The 14,889-nt window shown below is 64.4% G+C and carries 17 protein-coding genes and 3 tRNA genes; 10 read left to right on the forward strand and 10 right to left on the reverse strand.

Annotated features, from left to right (window positions below):
- The first annotated feature begins 15 nt into the window (after window positions 1–15).
- Genes V1261_RS07265 through V1261_RS07295 form a run of 7 tightly spaced genes read left to right on the forward strand, consistent with a single transcriptional unit; the run spans window position 16 to window position 4,431 of the window.
- Entirely contained in the window at window positions 16–537 is a 522-nt protein-coding gene (locus V1261_RS07265; protein WP_329770992.1) for a methylated-DNA--[protein]-cysteine S-methyltransferase, read from the forward strand.
- A gap of 3 nt (window positions 538–540) precedes the next feature.
- Entirely contained in the window at window positions 541–1,455 is a 915-nt protein-coding gene (locus V1261_RS07270) for a DMT family transporter (protein WP_329770993.1), read from the forward strand.
- Between the two features lie 26 nt (window positions 1,456–1,481).
- Complete coding sequence (locus tag V1261_RS07275; protein ID WP_329770994.1) at window positions 1,482–2,048, forward strand: hypothetical protein; 567 nt, start codon at window positions 1,482–1,484, stop codon at window positions 2,046–2,048.
- Complete coding sequence (locus V1261_RS07280) at window positions 2,045–2,959, forward strand: PilW family protein (protein ID WP_329770995.1); 915 nt, start codon at window positions 2,045–2,047, stop codon at window positions 2,957–2,959. The genes V1261_RS07275 and V1261_RS07280 overlap by 4 nt, the downstream gene beginning before the upstream one ends.
- Window positions 2,956–3,408, forward strand: coding sequence for a hypothetical protein (locus V1261_RS07285; protein WP_329770997.1), 453 nt, complete (start codon window positions 2,956–2,958; stop codon window positions 3,406–3,408). Before V1261_RS07280 ends, V1261_RS07285 begins: the two co-directional genes overlap by 4 nt.
- Window positions 3,409–3,436: 28 nt before the next feature.
- Complete coding sequence (locus tag V1261_RS07290) at window positions 3,437–3,889, forward strand: prepilin-type N-terminal cleavage/methylation domain-containing protein (protein WP_329770998.1); 453 nt, start codon at window positions 3,437–3,439, stop codon at window positions 3,887–3,889.
- The gene (locus V1261_RS07295) at window positions 3,886–4,431 is read left to right on the forward strand and encodes a GspH/FimT family protein (RefSeq protein WP_329770999.1); all 546 of its coding nucleotides are present in this window, start codon (window positions 3,886–3,888) and stop codon (window positions 4,429–4,431) included. Before V1261_RS07290 ends, V1261_RS07295 begins: the two co-directional genes overlap by 4 nt.
- A 40-nt stretch (window positions 4,432–4,471) precedes the next feature.
- Here the strand turns inward: V1261_RS07295 and V1261_RS07300 are convergent.
- From V1261_RS07300 to folC, 9 genes are all read right to left on the reverse strand, one after another.
- Window positions 4,472–4,548, reverse strand: a tRNA-Asp gene (locus V1261_RS07300).
- 59 nt (window positions 4,549–4,607) lie between these two features.
- Window positions 4,608–4,683 (reverse strand) — tRNA-Glu (locus tag V1261_RS07305).
- A 14-nt stretch (window positions 4,684–4,697) separates the two neighbouring features.
- A tRNA-Ala gene (locus V1261_RS07310) sits at window positions 4,698–4,773 on the reverse strand.
- A 65-nt stretch (window positions 4,774–4,838) separates the two neighbouring features.
- The gene (gltX, locus tag V1261_RS07315) at window positions 4,839–6,239 is read right to left on the reverse strand and encodes a glutamate--tRNA ligase (protein ID WP_329771000.1); all 1,401 of its coding nucleotides are present in this window, start codon (window positions 6,237–6,239) and stop codon (window positions 4,839–4,841) included.
- A 40-nt stretch (window positions 6,240–6,279) separates the two neighbouring features.
- On the reverse strand, window positions 6,280–7,500 hold the full coding sequence (locus V1261_RS07320; RefSeq protein ID WP_329771001.1) for an O-succinylhomoserine sulfhydrylase: 1,221 nt from the start codon (window positions 7,498–7,500) through the stop codon (window positions 6,280–6,282).
- Window positions 7,501–7,528: 28 nt separating this feature from the next.
- Window positions 7,529–9,034 (reverse strand): amidophosphoribosyltransferase, encoded by a 1,506-nt coding sequence (gene purF, locus V1261_RS07325; protein WP_329771002.1) that lies wholly within the window; start codon window positions 9,032–9,034, stop codon window positions 7,529–7,531.
- A gap of 5 nt (window positions 9,035–9,039) precedes the next feature.
- Complete coding sequence (locus tag V1261_RS07330) at window positions 9,040–9,618, reverse strand: CvpA family protein (RefSeq protein WP_329771004.1); 579 nt, start codon at window positions 9,616–9,618, stop codon at window positions 9,040–9,042.
- Window positions 9,619–9,668: 50 nt separating this feature from the next.
- Window positions 9,669–10,715: an SPOR domain-containing protein gene (locus V1261_RS07335; protein ID WP_329771006.1), complete on the reverse strand. Its 1,047-nt coding sequence runs from the start codon at window positions 10,713–10,715 to the stop codon at window positions 9,669–9,671.
- Window positions 10,716–10,736: 21 nt separating this feature from the next.
- The gene (gene folC, locus V1261_RS07340) at window positions 10,737–12,092 is read right to left on the reverse strand and encodes a bifunctional tetrahydrofolate synthase/dihydrofolate synthase (RefSeq protein ID WP_436231806.1); all 1,356 of its coding nucleotides are present in this window, start codon (window positions 12,090–12,092) and stop codon (window positions 10,737–10,739) included.
- A gap of 30 nt (window positions 12,093–12,122) precedes the next feature.
- Here folC and V1261_RS07345 point away from each other — a divergent pair, with 30 nt between their 5' ends.
- Entirely contained in the window at window positions 12,123–12,497 is a 375-nt protein-coding gene (locus tag V1261_RS07345) for an ArsC family reductase (protein ID WP_329771009.1), read from the forward strand.
- Window positions 12,498–12,514: 17 nt separating this feature from the next.
- Here the strand turns inward: V1261_RS07345 and rnk are convergent, their stop codons facing one another.
- Entirely contained in the window at window positions 12,515–12,928 is a 414-nt protein-coding gene (gene rnk / locus V1261_RS07350) for a nucleoside diphosphate kinase regulator (protein ID WP_329771010.1), read from the reverse strand.
- Between the two features lie 114 nt (window positions 12,929–13,042).
- On the opposite strand from rnk, the gene cls reads away from it, so the two are divergent.
- Both cls and ppnP read left to right on the forward strand, forming a co-directional pair.
- The gene (gene cls / locus V1261_RS07355) at window positions 13,043–14,494 is read left to right on the forward strand and encodes a cardiolipin synthase (RefSeq protein WP_329771012.1); all 1,452 of its coding nucleotides are present in this window, start codon (window positions 13,043–13,045) and stop codon (window positions 14,492–14,494) included.
- Between the two features lie 78 nt (window positions 14,495–14,572).
- On the forward strand, window positions 14,573–14,887 hold the full coding sequence (ppnP, locus tag V1261_RS07360) for a pyrimidine/purine nucleoside phosphorylase (protein WP_329771013.1): 315 nt from the start codon (window positions 14,573–14,575) through the stop codon (window positions 14,885–14,887).
- Window positions 14,888–14,889 lie beyond the last annotated feature (2 nt).

The raw sequence follows: 14,889 nt of genomic DNA on the forward strand, positions 1-14,889 counted from the left end.
TGCTGCTGTCATACCATGCCCCTGCCCGATTATCCCCGCCTGCTGACTGCGCGCAGCTGTCACGCCACCCCGCTCGGCCCGATGCACCTGGCCTGCACTGCCGATGCACTGGCTGGCGCCTGGTTCGAACCGCAACGGCACTTTGACCCGGCCTCGCTGGCCGGTGTACCCGAACAGCCGGACCATCCGGTGCTGCAGGCTGCCGCAGCCGCGCTCGACGCCTATTTCCAGGGCCAGCCGCTGGCCGAACTGCCACTGGCCTATGTCGAAGGCACGCCGTTCCAGCAACAGGTCTGGCACTGGCTGTGCGGCATCCCGCACGGGCAGACCCGCAGCTACGGCCAGATTGCCGCGGCACTTGGTCGCCCAAATGCCAGCCGTGCCGTTGGCATGGCGGTCGGTCGCAATCCAGTCAGCCTGTTCGTGCCCTGCCACCGCGTGCTCGGCAGCCAGGGCCAGCTCACCGGTTATGGTGGCGGCCTGGAGCGCAAGACCGCGCTGCTGCATCTGGAACAATCCCAGGCCGACCTGCTCTAATCCATGTCTCGTCCGGGCTCAAGCGCTTCCGCACACTGGCAGCAGGAATTCCTGCTGCTGGCCGCCATCTGGGGCGCGTCCTTCATGTTCATGCGGCTGGCGGTGGTCGATTTCGGCCCCTGGGCCACGGCCGGCATCCGTGTCGGCATTGCCGCTGCCATGCTGCTGCCGCTGATGATCTGGCGCGGCCAGTGGTCTTCGCTACGCCAGCGCTGGAAACCCACGCTTTTCGTCGGCATCTTCAATTCCGGCCTGCCATTTGCCTGCTATGCCTACGCGCTGCTGACGATTCCTTCTGGCTGGGCCTCGATTCTCAACGCCACCACGCCGCTGTTCACCGCCTGCATCGCCTGGTTCTGGCTTGGCCATCGGCCCGATCGCTGGCGCCTGCTCGGCCTACTGATCGGTTTCGTCGGTGTCGCGCTACTGGCCAGCAGCAAGCCAGCGGGCCTGTCGGAGGATGTCAGCCACGGCAGTGCCTTGCTCGCTTCGCTAGCCTGCCTGTTGGCCACCTGCAGCTACGGCTTTGCCGCCTGCTACAGCACTCGCTACCTGTCGCAGATGCCGGCGATGGCGGTGGCAGCGGGCAGCAACTTCGGTGCCTTTCTGGTGCTGCTGCCGCTGACCGTCTGGTTTGCCCCCAACCACATGCCCGGCAACACCGCCTGGCTCGCCATGCTGGCCGTCGGCCTGGTCTGTACCGGCCTGGCCTATGTGCTCTACTACCGCCTGATTGCCCGCGCCGGTCCCGGCAATGCCTCCACCATCACCTACCTGATCCCGGTGTTTGCGCTGGGCTATGGCGTCGGCTTCATGGACGAATCGTTGAGCTGGACCATGCTCGGCTATGGCAGCGTGATCCTGCTCGGCACCATGCTCTCGACCGGCTGGTTGAGCCCGAAGAAATTCGAAAAATAATAATACTTTTATATTAAAATAGGAGCATGCCACTGCACATATCCCGCTCTCCCCGCACCACCACCCTGCTCCGGCCTCCCAGCCGTGGCATCGGTCTGGTCGAGGTGCTGGTCGGGATGCTGCTGCTTGCCGGCACGCTGATGGGAACCCTGGCGATGCAAGCGCGCCTGCAACAGGCAGCCCTGCACCTGCGCCAGCAACAGGATGCGATGGCGCTGGCAGAGCAGCTGGCCGTGCTGTTGCGTGCTCAGGGCCAGCCCCTGGCGCAGGCGGCCACGCCCTTCCACTGGCAGGCGGCAGATCCGTTTGCTCCCGACAGCTGCAGCGATGCCCCCTGCGCCGATCCCCAACAGCAACTGCGCCATGCGCTGTCAGTCTGGCAGCAACAAGCGACCAGTCTGCTACCGCAGCTACGGCTGCAACTCTGTCCGATCACGGCCGCTACGCCCATGCCGACAGACTGGGCCTGCCCGGCCAGCAACGCTGCCAGCGTGCTGCTGATCCAGCTTGGCTGGCAAGACACACCGTCCAGGGGATCGATGCAGGCACCCGAGTTGATGCTGCCAGTGGCGCTGCCACGCAACACGCCATGACACGCCTGCACCCACCACACGGCATGACCCTGATCGAGCTGCTACTGGCGCTCACGCTCGGCCTGCTGGTCACGGCCGCCGCCTGGCAAGGCCTGCGTCTGGGTCGACAGGCACTCGCCAGCCTGGACCAGCAACAGCAGCTGCAGGACCAGCTGCGCCTGGCGCGCGACTGGCTGCCGCGCCTGTTTCGCCAGCTCAATGCCCGTGCCCCCTTGGATGACGGCCTGCCGATCGTCTACGGCTGGGACGACGCGGTCTACCGCAACCCCGGCACGGTGCGGCGCTTCAGCGATATCAACAGCATCCGCAACGGCAATCGTCCGGCCGCCTGTGGCAGCAGCACGGACAGCGCCTGCCGCAATGGCAGCGATATCCTGGCGCTGCGCTACCACGGCGCTGATGGCCCCTCCGGTCCTGGCAGTGATGGCGGCGTGCTGAACTGCATCGGTCAGCCGCTGGGGGCCAGCAGCGGCGCGGCCTACGCCTTTCTGCATGTGAACCGGCACAGCGTCACCGGCGAGCCGCAGCTGTCCTGCGCCTATCTCTCGGCCAATGGCGTCTTCACCTCGACCGGCCTGATTCCCGGCGTGGAAAGCCTGCAGCTGCTCTATGGCCTGGCCGATGCCACCCATCCAGCGCAGATCACGCAATGGCGGACTGCCAGCGAACTGGATGTAGCCGGCAACCGCGCTGCGACCGAAGCACAGTGGCTGCAGGTCCGTGCCATCCGCCTTGGTCTGGTGCTGCGCAGCGCCAGCCAGCCGTCGCAAGCCTCCCTACCGCAAACGCTTTATCCGCTCGGCCAGGCACACGCTGCGCAACACCCTGCGGACAACGGCGCCAGCCTCAGCTTGCCGGCAGACCATCGGCAGCGCCGGCTGCTGCAGCTGCAATTCCGGCTCGGCACATGACACGGCCAGCGCACGGTTTTTCCCTGATCGTGGTGCTGGCCTTGTTGCTGGCCCTGTCCGCACTGGCCAGCACCGGCGTGGCACCCTTGCTGCTGGAGCAGCAGGTATTGCAACGCGAGCGGGCGCAATTGCAGGCCGAACAGGCGGCGCTGGCCGCCATGGATGCGGCGCAAGCCAGTCTGACAGCCACCTTGGCGCAGCAGGAATCCAGCCTGGACTTTCCCGGCAGCCCGCGCCCACCGCGCTACCAGTGGCAGCTGCTGCAGGCCGACGCCACACAACAACGCTACCGCCTGCTAGCCGCCAGCTATCTGCCCACACAGGGTGGCGTCCTGCTGCAAGGCGAAGTCCGCATCGCCCTGCCGGCAAGCCCGACTTCTACCGCAGATACCCGACTACTCCGGCTGCAATCCCTGCCCTGGACCGCCTTGCCGCAGGCCTGGCGCTGACCCAGCGGCCCTACCCATCCACGCACTCATGACTGCCCGATTTCATCCCGCACGCGCCCACGCTTCGGGCTTCACCCTGCTGGAGCTGCTGATCGCGCTGGCCTTGATTGCCACCCTGGCGAGCTGGGCTTATCCAGCCTACCAGCGCTATCTGCTGCAAGGCCAGCTGGGCAGCGTACGACTCACCCTGGCCGAGCTGTTGCTGCGCGAAACCAACTGGCGCAACAGCCAGCCTGATTTCGCCCGCTTTGCGCCCGGTACCGCCCATGTGCTGCTGGATGGCATGGTGACGCCGGCAGGCATCGTCTTGGGCGCACGCCGCTGCCAGGCCACCACGGGCATCAGCACTACGCCAGCAGCACCCGATTGTGTCGAGGTATTTGCCCAGCCCAATACAAGCACCCACTGGCGCGAACTGTCACTCGACAGCCTGGGCCAACGTCGCTGCCAGGCGGAACCACAGCTGCGCTGCTGGCCATGAAAAAACATCTTTCTCCACGCGGCTTTACGTTGATCGAGCTGCTGCTGGTGCTGGGTCTGCTGGCAGGCCTGCTGCTGATCAGCAGCAGCGGCTACCGGCAACTGCGCCAGCGCGCCGACCTGCAAGTGGCAGGCTCCAGCCTGCTGGCCGCCGCGCGACAGGCACGCGCACACGCCATGGCAAGCGGTGACAGCGTGGGACTGGAAGCCCTGGATGCGAGGGCATGGCAGCAAGGCTGGCTACTGTTTCGGGATCTGGATGGCAATGGCCGTTTTGACAGCGGTAGCGATACCCTGCTGCAGCTGCAGCCGCCCTTGCCTGCGGGCCTGCAGCTACAGGCCCCGGGCGATGCGAATGGCAATGCCAACACCCTGGCCGCCGGCTATCTGCTGTTCAACCCGCGCGGCTTTCCCAGAACCCGATCCGGATCGCTGGCCAATGGCCAGCTGGAACTGCGCCATGGCAGCCAGCTGCAGCGGCTGATCTTTGACCAGACCGGCCGCATGCGCCTGTGCGAAGCAGTCAATCCCGGTTGCACATAAAAAAACGCCGTACCGGAAAACCGGTACGGCGTACATGTGTTGGCGGAGTGGACGGGACTCGAACCCGCGACCCCCGGCGTGACAGGCCGGTATTCTAACCAACTGAACTACCACTCCTGGTAGCAGCAAAGTGTTGCCACTCTGCTTGCCAGTGCTGCTGTTGCCAGCAACATGTTTGGCGACCCTACGGGGATTCGAACCCCGGTACCTACCGTGAAAGGGTAGTGTCCTAGGCCTCTAGACGATAGGGTCAAAACCTAGAAACTTGGTGGAGGTAAACGGGATCGAACCGATGACCTCTTGCATGCCATGCAAGCGCTCTCCCAGCTGAGCTATACCCCCAAATTTTCTTGTCTTCGCTGCAACGAAGTTCGTTTGCTGCGAAGACTTGAAGTATACGCCATTTTTTAGAGTTTTTGCAAGCTCTCCAAAATTTTTTCGCGGCGTTGTAATGAAAGTACAGCATCCAGCGAAGGCGTCTGTGGCGTTCCCAGTACGAGAACCCGTACCGGCATGGCCAAGCCCGGCATTTTAAGCCCATTTTCGGCCAAAACTTCCTTGATGGCAGAAGAAATTGCCGGCTGCGTCCATTCACACGCCGCCAGCTTGCCTGCCAGCGACTGGATGGCCGGGGCAATGGCCGGTGTCAGGAACTTGGCGCGATCCTCTTCGCTGATCTGCACCGGCAGGTGGAAGCGCGCAATCCAGTCGGCCAGCACCACCAGCGTATCGCAGCGGTCCTTGAACAGGCCGCACATGTCCGGCAGGCGGCCATCGTCGATCGCCTCGGCGGTGATGCCACGCTGCAGCAGGAACGGACGCACGCGCGTGGCCAGCTCCTCGTCGGCCATCGCCTTCAGGTGCTGGGCATTGACCCAGCGCAGCTTGGCCTCGTCAAACTGGCCGGCACTGCGGCCCAGGTGGTCCAGGTCGAACCACGCCAGGAATTGCTCGCGGCTGAAAATCTCGTCATCGCCATGGCTCCAGCCCAGGCGCGCCAGGTAGTTCACCATGGCATCGGGCAGATAGCCTTCGTCGCGATACTGCGTCACGGCCTTGGCGCCGTTGCGCTTGCTCATCTTCTCGCCCTGCTCGTTCAGCACCGTGGGCAGGTGGGCAAATACCGGCACCTGGGCGTCGAGGGCCTCGAAGATGTGGATCTGGCGCGGCGTGTTGTTCACGTGGTCATCGCCACGGATCACGTGCGTGATGCGCATGTCGATATCGTCCACGCAGACACAGAAGTTGTAGGTCGGCGTGCCGTCCGGGCGCGCAATCACCAGATCGTCCAGTTCGGCGTTCTGGAATTCGATGCGGCCCTTGCACTTGTCGTCCCAGCCGACCACGCCCTCTTTCGGCGTGCGGAAGCGCAGCACCGGCTGCACACCCTCGGGTACCGGCGGCAAGGTCTTGCCCGGTTCCGGACGCCAGGTGCCGTCGTAGCGCGGCTTTTCCTTGTTCGTCATCTGGCGCTCGCGCAGCGCATCCAGCTCTTCCATGCTCATGTAGCAGGGATAGACATGGCCGGAAGCCTCCAGTTGCGCCAGCACTTCCTTGTAGCGATCGATGCGCTGCATCTGGTAGAACGGACCTTCGTCGGGCGTCAGGCCCAGCCATTCCATGCCTTCCAGGATCACGTCAACCGCGGCCTGGGTGGAACGCTCCAGGTCGGTATCCTCGATACGCAGGATGAAGTCGCCCTGCTGGGCGCGGGCAAACGCCCACGGATAGAGCGCAGAGCGGATATTGCCCAGGTGGATGAAACCGGTGGGCGACGGGGCGAAACGGGTACGTACAGGTGTAGTCATGGTCATCTGCAAAAAGGCCGGCAACTGCCGGCCTGTGGGTTCAATCCTGCGGCAGGCTGTGGAGGCCGCGGGCGATATCGGCCTGGAGATCTTCCAGGTGTTCCAGGCCACAGGCGATGCGGATCAGGCCTTGCACCACTCCGGCCGACTGGCGCTGCTCCTCGCTCAGGCGACCGTGCGAAGTGCTGGCCGGATGGGTGATGGTGGTCTTCACGTCGCCAAGGTTGGCGGTGATGCTGCACAGGCGCGTGCTGTCGATCACATGGAAAGCGCGCTGGCGGCCCTGTTCCGGCGTGCTGGCACGCACGGTAAAGGACAGCACGCTGCCGCCCAGACCGTTCTGCTGTTGCATCGCCAGCGCATGCTGCGGGTGCGAAGCCAGACCGGGGTAATAGACATGCTCGACCTGCGGCTGCTGTTCCAGCCAGCGCGCCAGCTGCAATGCCTGCTCGCACTGGGCGCGTACGCGCAGGTGCAACGTCTCGATGCCCTTGAGCACCACCCAGGCGTTGAACGGCGACAGTACCATGCCGGCCGCGCGCACCAGCGGCGCAAAGGTGTTGTTGACCAACTCCTTGCTGCCGCAGATGGCACCGGCCATGACACGGCCCTGGCCATCGAGGAACTTGGTGCCGGAATGGATCACCAGATCCGCACCCAGCTCCAGCGGACGCTGCACCACTGGCGTGGCAAAGCAGTTGTCCACCGCCAGCAACGCGCCGGCTTCGTGCGCCATTGCGGCCAGGGCAGCGATATCGCACAGATCGCACAGCGGGTTGGTCGGGGTTTCGGCAAACAGCAGGCGCGTATTCGGACGAATGGCGGCTTTCCAGGCAGCTGCATCGGTCTGCGGCACGAAGGTGGTTTCCACGCCAAAGCGCGCCATGTCGCTGCCCATCAGCCTGATGGTGGAGCCGAACATGGACTGCGAGCAGATCACATGGTCGCCGCTCTTGAGCAGGCCCATCGCCATCAACAGGATCGCCGACATGCCGCTGGACGTGGCGATGGCGGCTTCGGCGCCTTCAAGCGCGGCCAGGCGCTGCTCGAAACTGGTGACCGTGGGGTTGCCGGTACGAGTATAGGTATAGCCGTCTTCCGGGCAGGCGAAGTTGTGCGCCGAGGTTTCGGAATCGGGCTGGACGAAGCTGCTGGTCAGGTACAGCGCTTCGGAATGTTCGCCGTACTGGCTGCGCGGTACCGCCTGGCGTACGGCCAAGGTTTCGCGGTGCCAGCCGGCATGCGGTGTGGAATCGGTCATGGTGCTTGTGGAATCGGGAAAGGCAGGATCAGTTCAGCTCGGCATTCGGCAGCGTCAGGCGCGAGGTGTCATCGCTGTCTTCGGTCTGCTTGGGGCGCTCGTCCTGCATGCGCTGGATATCTTCGCTACAGATATCGCCGGTGACGTAAACACCGTCAAAGCAGGAGGCATCAAGGCCGTTCATGGCCGGGTTCAGTTCGCAGATCGCGGTCTTGAGCTGGTCCAGGTCCTGGTAGATCAGGGCATCACAGCCGATGATTTCACGCACTTCCTCGATCGTGCGGTTGTGCGCGACCAGTTCCTGCTGCGTCGGCATGTCGATACCGTAGACGTTGGGGTAGCGCACCGGCGGTGCGGCGCTGGCCAGGTAGACCTTGCGCGCACCGGCATCGCGCGCCATCTGGATGATTTCCTTGGAGGTGGTACCGCGCACGATGGAATCGTCCACCAGCAGCACGTTGCGGTCCTTGAACTCGCTGTTGACCACATTGAGCTTCTGGCGCACCGATTTCTTGCGCACGGCCTGCCCCGGCATGATGAAGGTGCGGCCGACATAGCGGTTCTTGACGAAGCCTTCGCGGTACGGCAGGCCCAGCACATGGGCCAGCTGCATGGCGCTCGGACGGCTGGATTCGGGAATCGGGATCACGGCATCGATCTCGTCCGGCGGCACCATGGAGATCACACGCTTGGCCAGTGCCTCGCCCATTTTCAGACGCGCGTGGTAGACCGAGACATGGTCGAGATCGGAATCGGGACGTGCCAGATAGACGTACTCGAACAGGCAGGGGTTGAGTTTCGGGTTGTCGGCACACTGCTGGAACTGCACATTGCCCTGCAGGTCGATGAAGGCAGCTTCGCCCGGATGCAGGTCGCGGTCCAGCGTCAGGCCAACGCCTTCCAGCGCCACTGATTCGCTGGCCACCGCCGCCATGCCATCCTGCGGCTTGCTGATGCACAGCGGGCGGATGCCATTCGGGTCGCGGAAGGCCAAGATGCCGACGCCGGCAATCATGGCGATCACGGCGTAGGAGCCGCGCACACGGCGGTGCACCTGGCGCACCGCCTCGAAGATATCGGGCACAGTCAGCGTGTCGTCGTTGCCGGCACGCTGCATCTCGTGCGCCAGCACGTTGAGCAGCACCTCGGTATCGCTCTCGGTGTTGATATGGCGGTGGTCAGTCTCGAACAGTTCAGCGCGCAGGGCACGGGCATTGGTCAGGTTGCCGTTGTGCACCAGCACGATGCCGAACGGCGCGTTGACGTAGAACGGCTGGGCCTCTTCCTCGCTGTTGGCATTGCCCGCCGTGGGGTAGCGCACATGACCCAGACCGCAGTTGCCGGGCAGCGCACGCATGTTGCGGGTGCGGAACACGTCACGCACCATGCCCTTGGCCTTGTACATGAAGAACTTGCGATCCATTTGCGTGGCGATGCCAGCCGCATCCTGACCGCGGTGCTGCAACAGCAGCAAGGCATCATAGATCAGCTGGTTGACCGCCGACTGGTTGACCATTCCAACGATTCCACACATGTTTTCTACCCTTTCAAGGTGAGGGAAAGTCCAGGCCGGACCTGGGCGGATAGCCCAGGCCCCTGCCCTGCCGGCAACCAGGGCCGCATGGAGGGCGGCAGCCAGGGAGCCAGCGATTGCAGGGTTTCGGTCAGCATGCCGGCCGAAACAGAATTTTTCCACCAGTGCGTCTGGTGCATCGGGGTCATCCAGACCACGGCTGTCATGACCCACAGCAGCACCAGCGCACGTGCCACGCCAAAGCCGGCGCCCAGCAACTGGTCCACGCCACCCAGACCAATGCCACGCAGCAGGTTGCGCGAACCGCTGGTGAACAGGCCGATCAGCAGGATCGCCAGCACGAACACCAGCAGCATCGCCGTCCAGCGGGCGAATTGCGGATCAGCCATCCAGGGCCAGGAAGACGGCAGGTACGGAATCACCAGCGGCGCAGCCCACCGCGCGATCAGGAAGGCGGCCAGCCAGGACAGCAGCGAACCGAGCTCGCGCACCATGCCGCGCGACCAGCCCAGCAGCATGGACAGCAGCAACACTACCAGACAGAAAGTGTCCAGTGTGCTCCACTGCTGAAAAATCGCCTCCATGCCCACGCCTTCGGATCAGATATGCAACACGGTCGTCCGGAAAGCGGCCATCAGTAGCTGTAGACCGAGACCGGCAGGCCGAGCGAACGCACCTTGTCGGCGACGCGATCCATTTCCTTGCGCGTGCTGAACGGTCCCATGCGCACGCGGGTAACGTCCTTGCCGTTGATCTTGACGACCTGGGTGTAGTTATTGAGGCCGGCAGCCGACAGCTGGCGACGCACCGCGGCGACCTTGCCATCCTCGACAAAGGCACCCACCTGCACCACGAAGCGTCCGGTCGCCGGGAAATCGGCACCCGGGCGGTTGGCGGCAGCGGCTTTCTCGGCAGCCGCCTTGTCTGCGGCAGCCTTCTCGCGCGCGGCCTTGTCGGCTGCGGCTTTCTCTGCTGCAGCCTTGTCACGGGCTGCTTTTTCGGCAGCCGCCTTGTCGCGTGCGGCCTTTTCTGCGGCTGCCTTGTCGGCTGCGGCCTTGTCACGGGCCGCCTTTTCGCGTGCAGCCTTGTCGGCAGCGGCTTTTTCTGCGGCTTCCTTCTCGGCAGCGGCCTTGTCACGCGCGGCCTTGTCGGCCGCCGCTTTTTCTGCAGCAGCCTGGTCGCGTGCAGCCTTGTCGGCGCGTTCGCGCTCGGCCCGGGCCTGCGCTTCACGTTCCTGCTCGATGCGCTTGCGTGCGGCTTCCTCGTCAGCGGCACGGGCGCGGGCCGCTTCTTCTTCGGCCAGGCGCAAGGTGGCTTCATCAGGGGTCTGGCTGGCAGCCAGCTGGGCCAGCGCCACGCTGGCGGCAGGCTCGGCGACGATCACCTCTTCATCGGCCGAGAGGCTGTTCTCGACGGCAACACTGGCCGAGCTGCTACCGGCAATATCGATCGCCATGTCGGCCGGCACGCTGCGCGGCGGTGCGCTGAAGACCAGCGGGAAGACGATCACGGCCGCCACCACCAGCACGGTCGCGCCAATCAGGCGCTGGCGCGCGCGGCGACTCAGCTCCTCGGTGGCAGGCGACACGCTGTTCTTGCCAGCGCACCCCTTGTCAGGGCTGGCTTCAGGCTTGCCGGAATCGGGCGTGGAGGTGTTGCGACGGAAATTGAAGAAGGCCATGCATCAATCTGTAGTGAGGGATCAGGCGGCAGGCGGAGGATTCCCGGAGTCCGGCGAACCCGGCATGTGCGGGGCAGACAATTTGGGCAGCGGCTCGCTCAGCACATCACCTACCGTAAAGAACGATCCTGAAACCACGATTCTATCAGCCGGGTCCGCGGCTGCAATGGCTGCCTGCAGTGCCGCACGCGGCGAGGCGTGCTGGCTGGCTTCGGACGGCACGATGCGCGGCTGGCCGGCACAGTACTGCTGCCATTGCTGCAGCAGGTCTGCGTTGCTGGCGGCACGCGGCGTCGGCAGGTCGCAAAAGTACCATTTATCTACCACCGGGTGCAGGCGCTGCAGCATGTCGCCGATGTCCTTGTCGGCCATGGCGCCAAACACCATGTGCGTGACCGGGTAATACGGCATGGCATCCAGGTTGGCCACCAGTGCCGCCACGGCATGCGGGTTGTGCGCCACGTCCAGCACCAGCGCCGGCTGACCCGGCACCATCTGGAAACGGCCCGGCAACTCCACCTGCGCCAGGCCCAGACGGATCGCCTGCGCCGGCAGCGGCAGGCGGTCGCGCAGGGCCGTCAGCGCTGCCAGCACGCCGGCGGCGTTCAGCATCTGGTTGGCGCCGCGCAGCGCCGGATAGGCCAGCGCCCGGTAACGGCGCTCACGGCCTTGCCAGTTCCACTGCTGCTGGTCGCCACCGGTGGTGAAATCGCGGCCCACCAGCCAAAGATCGGCGCCAATCGCCGCGGCATGGTCGATGATGCTTTGCGGCGGCACCGGATCGCTGACGATGGCCGGCTTGCCGGCGCGCATGATGCCGGCCTTCTCGTAACCGATGGCCTCGCGGTTGTCACCGAGGAATTCGGTGTGATCGACGTCAATGCTGGTGATGATGGCGCAATCGGTATCGACCAGGTTGACGGCGTCCAGGCGGCCACCCATGCCGACTTCCAGGATCACCACGTCCAGCTTGGCCTGCGCCAGCGCATCCAGGATCGCCAGCATGGTGAATTCGAAATACGTCAGGCTAGTATCGCCACGTGCTTTTTCCACCGCCTCGAAGTGGCGCACCAGCGCAGCTTCGTTCAGCTGCTGGTTGTCGATCTTGCAGCGCTCGGTGAAATGCACCAGGTGCGGCGAGGTGAACAGGCCGGTGCGGTAGCCACCATGGCGCAGCATGGATTCGAGCATGGCGCAGGTCGAGCCCTTGCCGTTGGTGCCCGCCACGGTAAACACCGGGCAGTCAAAGCGCAGGCCGGCGCCGTCGTGCAGACGTTCGGCCACGCTGCGCAGGCGCTCCAGCCCCAGGTCGATGGTGGTGGAATGCAGGTTCTCGCAGTGGCTCAGCCACTGGTCCAGGGTGTCATAGGTTTGCATGGGCGCCATTTTCCCAGACTGCGCACCATAATGGACGGCATGACGAGCAAAACACCCACTTCCATCATGCTGTACGGCATTCCCAACTGCACCTCGGTCAAGAAAGGCCGTGTCTGGCTGGACGAGCAGGGGCTGCCCTACACCTTCCACGACTTCAAGAAACAGGGCGTACCGGCTGATGCGCTGCAGCGCTGGGTCGATGCGGTCGGCTGGGAAACGCTGGTCAACCGCAAGGGCACGACCTGGCGCAAGCTGGGCCCGGCACAGCAAGAAGCGGTGCAGAATGCGGCCAGCGCCCAGGCGCTGATGCTGGAGCAGTCCAGCGTGATCAAGCGCCCGGTGATCGACTGGGGCAACGGTCGCATCACGGTCGGCTTCACGCCCGAAGCCTGGCCGGCGGCCTGAATCCGTTCAGGGGCGGATCAGCGGTGGAATTCGCCCTGTGCTTCCGGCTGCGACACCACTTCCAGGATACGCAGTTCCAGCTTGCGGCCGCCCGGCACCTGCCAGGCAATAGTTTCACCCACGCTCAGGCCGAGCAGCGCGCTGCCAACCGGCGTCAGCACCGAGATGCTGTCAGGCGCGGTCGCATTGTGCGGATAGACCAGCGTCAGCGAGCGGTGCTGACCGGTCCCCAGATCCTCGAACTTGACGGTGGTGTTCATCGTCACCAGGCCCGGCGGCACCTCGCTCGGCTCCACCACATTGGCACGCAGCAGCTCCGACTCCAGCGCCTCGATGCCAGGCACATTCTGGGCGGCATCCGACTCCAGAAGCGTTTCAATACGCTCGTAGTCAAGGCTGGAGATCGTGATGGGAGAATTGGAGGTGCTCATGGGGACAGAAAGACGACAGGGGAAACGGAACAAGACGGCTATGATAGCCAATAGTCCTCACCCCCACCAAGTCGCAGCGAATCAGTGCGACTTTGCCCGCCACCCTGCCCGACCATGATCGACTACCTGCTGTTGCACTGGAAAAGCCTGCTGGCATCGCTCTGGCTGGTCACCGGTATCTACCTGGCCTTGCGCATCATCTGGCAGCAGCGCGCCCCGGTGGCGACGCTGGCCTGGATCATGATTCTCGGGCTGGTGCCGCCCGTCGGCATCCTGGTGTATCACCTGTTCGGTCCCACGCGCGTGAACCGGCAGACGCTGCGCCGGACGCGCAGCCGCATCCTGCTGGCTTCCGAAAACGACATGGACAAGCTGCTGGAGGGCGAATTCAGCCCGTCCGTCACCGAGCGCCAGCACCAGCGCCTGATCGAGGCCGCCTGCGGCATTCCGGTATCGAGCTGTTCGCGCACCGAGCGCCTGCGCAATGGCGACGCCACCTTCAGCGCCATCCTGCAGGCTGTGGCCGAGGCCAGGCTGCACATCCATCTCGAATACTATATTTTCGATCCCGACGCCACCGGCAGCGCACTGCTGGACGCCCTCACGACCAAGGCGCGCGAAGGCGTGCGTGTGCGCTTGCTGGTAGATGGCCTCGGTTCCGCACGCCTGCTGGGCCGGCGTGGCCGCGCCCTGCTGCAGGCCTTCCGCGACGCCGGCGGCGAGCTGGCGGTCTTCCACCCGGCGCGGCTGCATCGCATGCTGCCCTTTGTCAACCTGCGTACGCACCGCAAGATCCTGGTCGTCGACGGCCATATCGGTTTTACCGGCGGCATCAACGTCACCGATGACGGCTGCGAGAAGCAGAATCCCGACAGCGCCTATCGCGACACGCACTTGCGCCTGGAAGGCGCTGCGGTGCGCTGGCTGCAGTACACCTTCATGCAGGACTGGGTCTATGCCAGCGGCCGACACCAGTTCGAGGTCAATGTGTTCCCGCCGCAGGAGCCCGGCGAGCATGCGGTGCAGGTGCTGGCCTCCGGCCCGGACAGCGGGCGCGAGGCGATCCACCGCAGCATGCTGCACGCCATCAACATGGCCAAGGTGCGCATCCTGCTGACCACACCCTACTTCGTGCCGACCGAACCGGCCTTCTATGCCCTGATCAATGCCGCGCTGCGCGGTGTCGATGTGCAGATCATGGTGCCGATGCGCAGCGATTCCTTTCTGGTCACCTGGGCGGCACGCTCGTACTTCGGCGCACTGCGCACTGTCGGCGTGAAGATCTTCGAATACCAGAGCAAGGGCATGCTGCACGCCAAGACGCTGGTCGTGGACGACGAATACAGCATGATCGGCACCGCCAACTTTGACAACCGCAGTTTCCTGCTCAACTTCGAGAATGGCGTGGTGCTGTATGGCGAGGAGATGAACGCCATCCTGGCAGAAGATTTTGCCGATGACCGCACCCGTGCGCGCTATGTCACGCAGGAGATCATGGACCAGCGTTCGCAGTGGCACGAACGCATGCTGACCGCCTTCGCCCGTCTGCTTTCCCCGCTGCTCTAGCCGCCACCTGTACAAAAGCGGTAACATTCAGGCTTTGGCGCCATCAGGTGCCATGTCTCATGTCTGATCGATTCCCCCATGACTACCATCCTGAACAATGTGGCCCTGGACGCCAAGGCCAATGTGTACTTTGACGGCAAGTGCGTTTCGCACAGCTTTACCCTGGCCGACGGCACGCGCAAGTCGGCCGGCGTGGTCCTGCCGGCCACGCTGACCTTTGGCACCGCCGCCCCGGAAATCATGGAATGCGTGCACGGTGACTGCGAGTACAAGCTGGCCGGCAGCGACAGCTGGCAGCGCTGCAGCGCCGGCGAATCGTTCAGCATTCCGGGCGACAGCTCCTTCGACATCCGCGTGGAAGAGGCCTTCCACTACATCTGCCACTACGGCTGATC

The sequence above is a fragment of the Brachymonas sp. J145 genome, from assembly GCF_036312245.1.
In the GTDB taxonomy this organism is placed as follows: Bacteria; Pseudomonadota; Gammaproteobacteria; order Burkholderiales; family Burkholderiaceae_C; genus Brachymonas; species Brachymonas wangyanguii.

Excerpts from the sequence above, each read along its gene's own strand:
- V1261_RS07270 (WP_329770993.1), top strand. The coding sequence starts at position 541 with ATGTCTCGTCCGGGCTCAAGCGCTTCCGCACACTGGCAGCAGGAATTC.
- V1261_RS07345 (WP_329771009.1), top strand. The coding sequence starts at position 12,123 with ATGGACGGCATGACGAGCAAAACACCCACTTCCATCATGCTGTACGGC.
- folC (WP_436231806.1), bottom strand. The coding sequence starts at position 12,092 with ATGCAAACCTATGACACCCTGGACCAGTGGCTGAGCCACTGCGAGAAC.
- V1261_RS07320 (WP_329771001.1), bottom strand. The coding sequence starts at position 7,500 with ATGACCGATTCCACACCGCATGCCGGCTGGCACCGCGAAACCTTGGCC.
- V1261_RS07335 (WP_329771006.1), bottom strand. The coding sequence starts at position 10,715 with ATGGCCTTCTTCAATTTCCGTCGCAACACCTCCACGCCCGATTCCGGC.
- V1261_RS07295 (WP_329770999.1), top strand. The coding sequence starts at position 3,886 with ATGAAAAAACATCTTTCTCCACGCGGCTTTACGTTGATCGAGCTGCTG.
- gltX (WP_329771000.1), bottom strand. The coding sequence starts at position 6,239 with ATGACTACACCTGTACGTACCCGTTTCGCCCCGTCGCCCACCGGTTTC.
- V1261_RS07275 (WP_329770994.1), top strand. The coding sequence starts at position 1,482 with ATGCCACTGCACATATCCCGCTCTCCCCGCACCACCACCCTGCTCCGG.
- purF (WP_329771002.1), bottom strand. The coding sequence starts at position 9,034 with ATGTGTGGAATCGTTGGAATGGTCAACCAGTCGGCGGTCAACCAGCTG.
- ppnP (WP_329771013.1), top strand. The coding sequence starts at position 14,573 with ATGACTACCATCCTGAACAATGTGGCCCTGGACGCCAAGGCCAATGTG.
- V1261_RS07285 (WP_329770997.1), top strand. The coding sequence starts at position 2,956 with ATGACACGGCCAGCGCACGGTTTTTCCCTGATCGTGGTGCTGGCCTTG.
- V1261_RS07265 (WP_329770992.1), top strand. The coding sequence starts at position 16 with ATGCCCCTGCCCGATTATCCCCGCCTGCTGACTGCGCGCAGCTGTCAC.
- V1261_RS07330 (WP_329771004.1), bottom strand. The coding sequence starts at position 9,618 with ATGGAGGCGATTTTTCAGCAGTGGAGCACACTGGACACTTTCTGTCTG.
- V1261_RS07280 (WP_329770995.1), top strand. The coding sequence starts at position 2,045 with ATGACACGCCTGCACCCACCACACGGCATGACCCTGATCGAGCTGCTA.
- rnk (WP_329771010.1), bottom strand. The coding sequence starts at position 12,928 with ATGAGCACCTCCAATTCTCCCATCACGATCTCCAGCCTTGACTACGAG.
- cls (WP_329771012.1), top strand. The coding sequence starts at position 13,043 with ATGATCGACTACCTGCTGTTGCACTGGAAAAGCCTGCTGGCATCGCTC.
- V1261_RS07290 (WP_329770998.1), top strand. The coding sequence starts at position 3,437 with ATGACTGCCCGATTTCATCCCGCACGCGCCCACGCTTCGGGCTTCACC.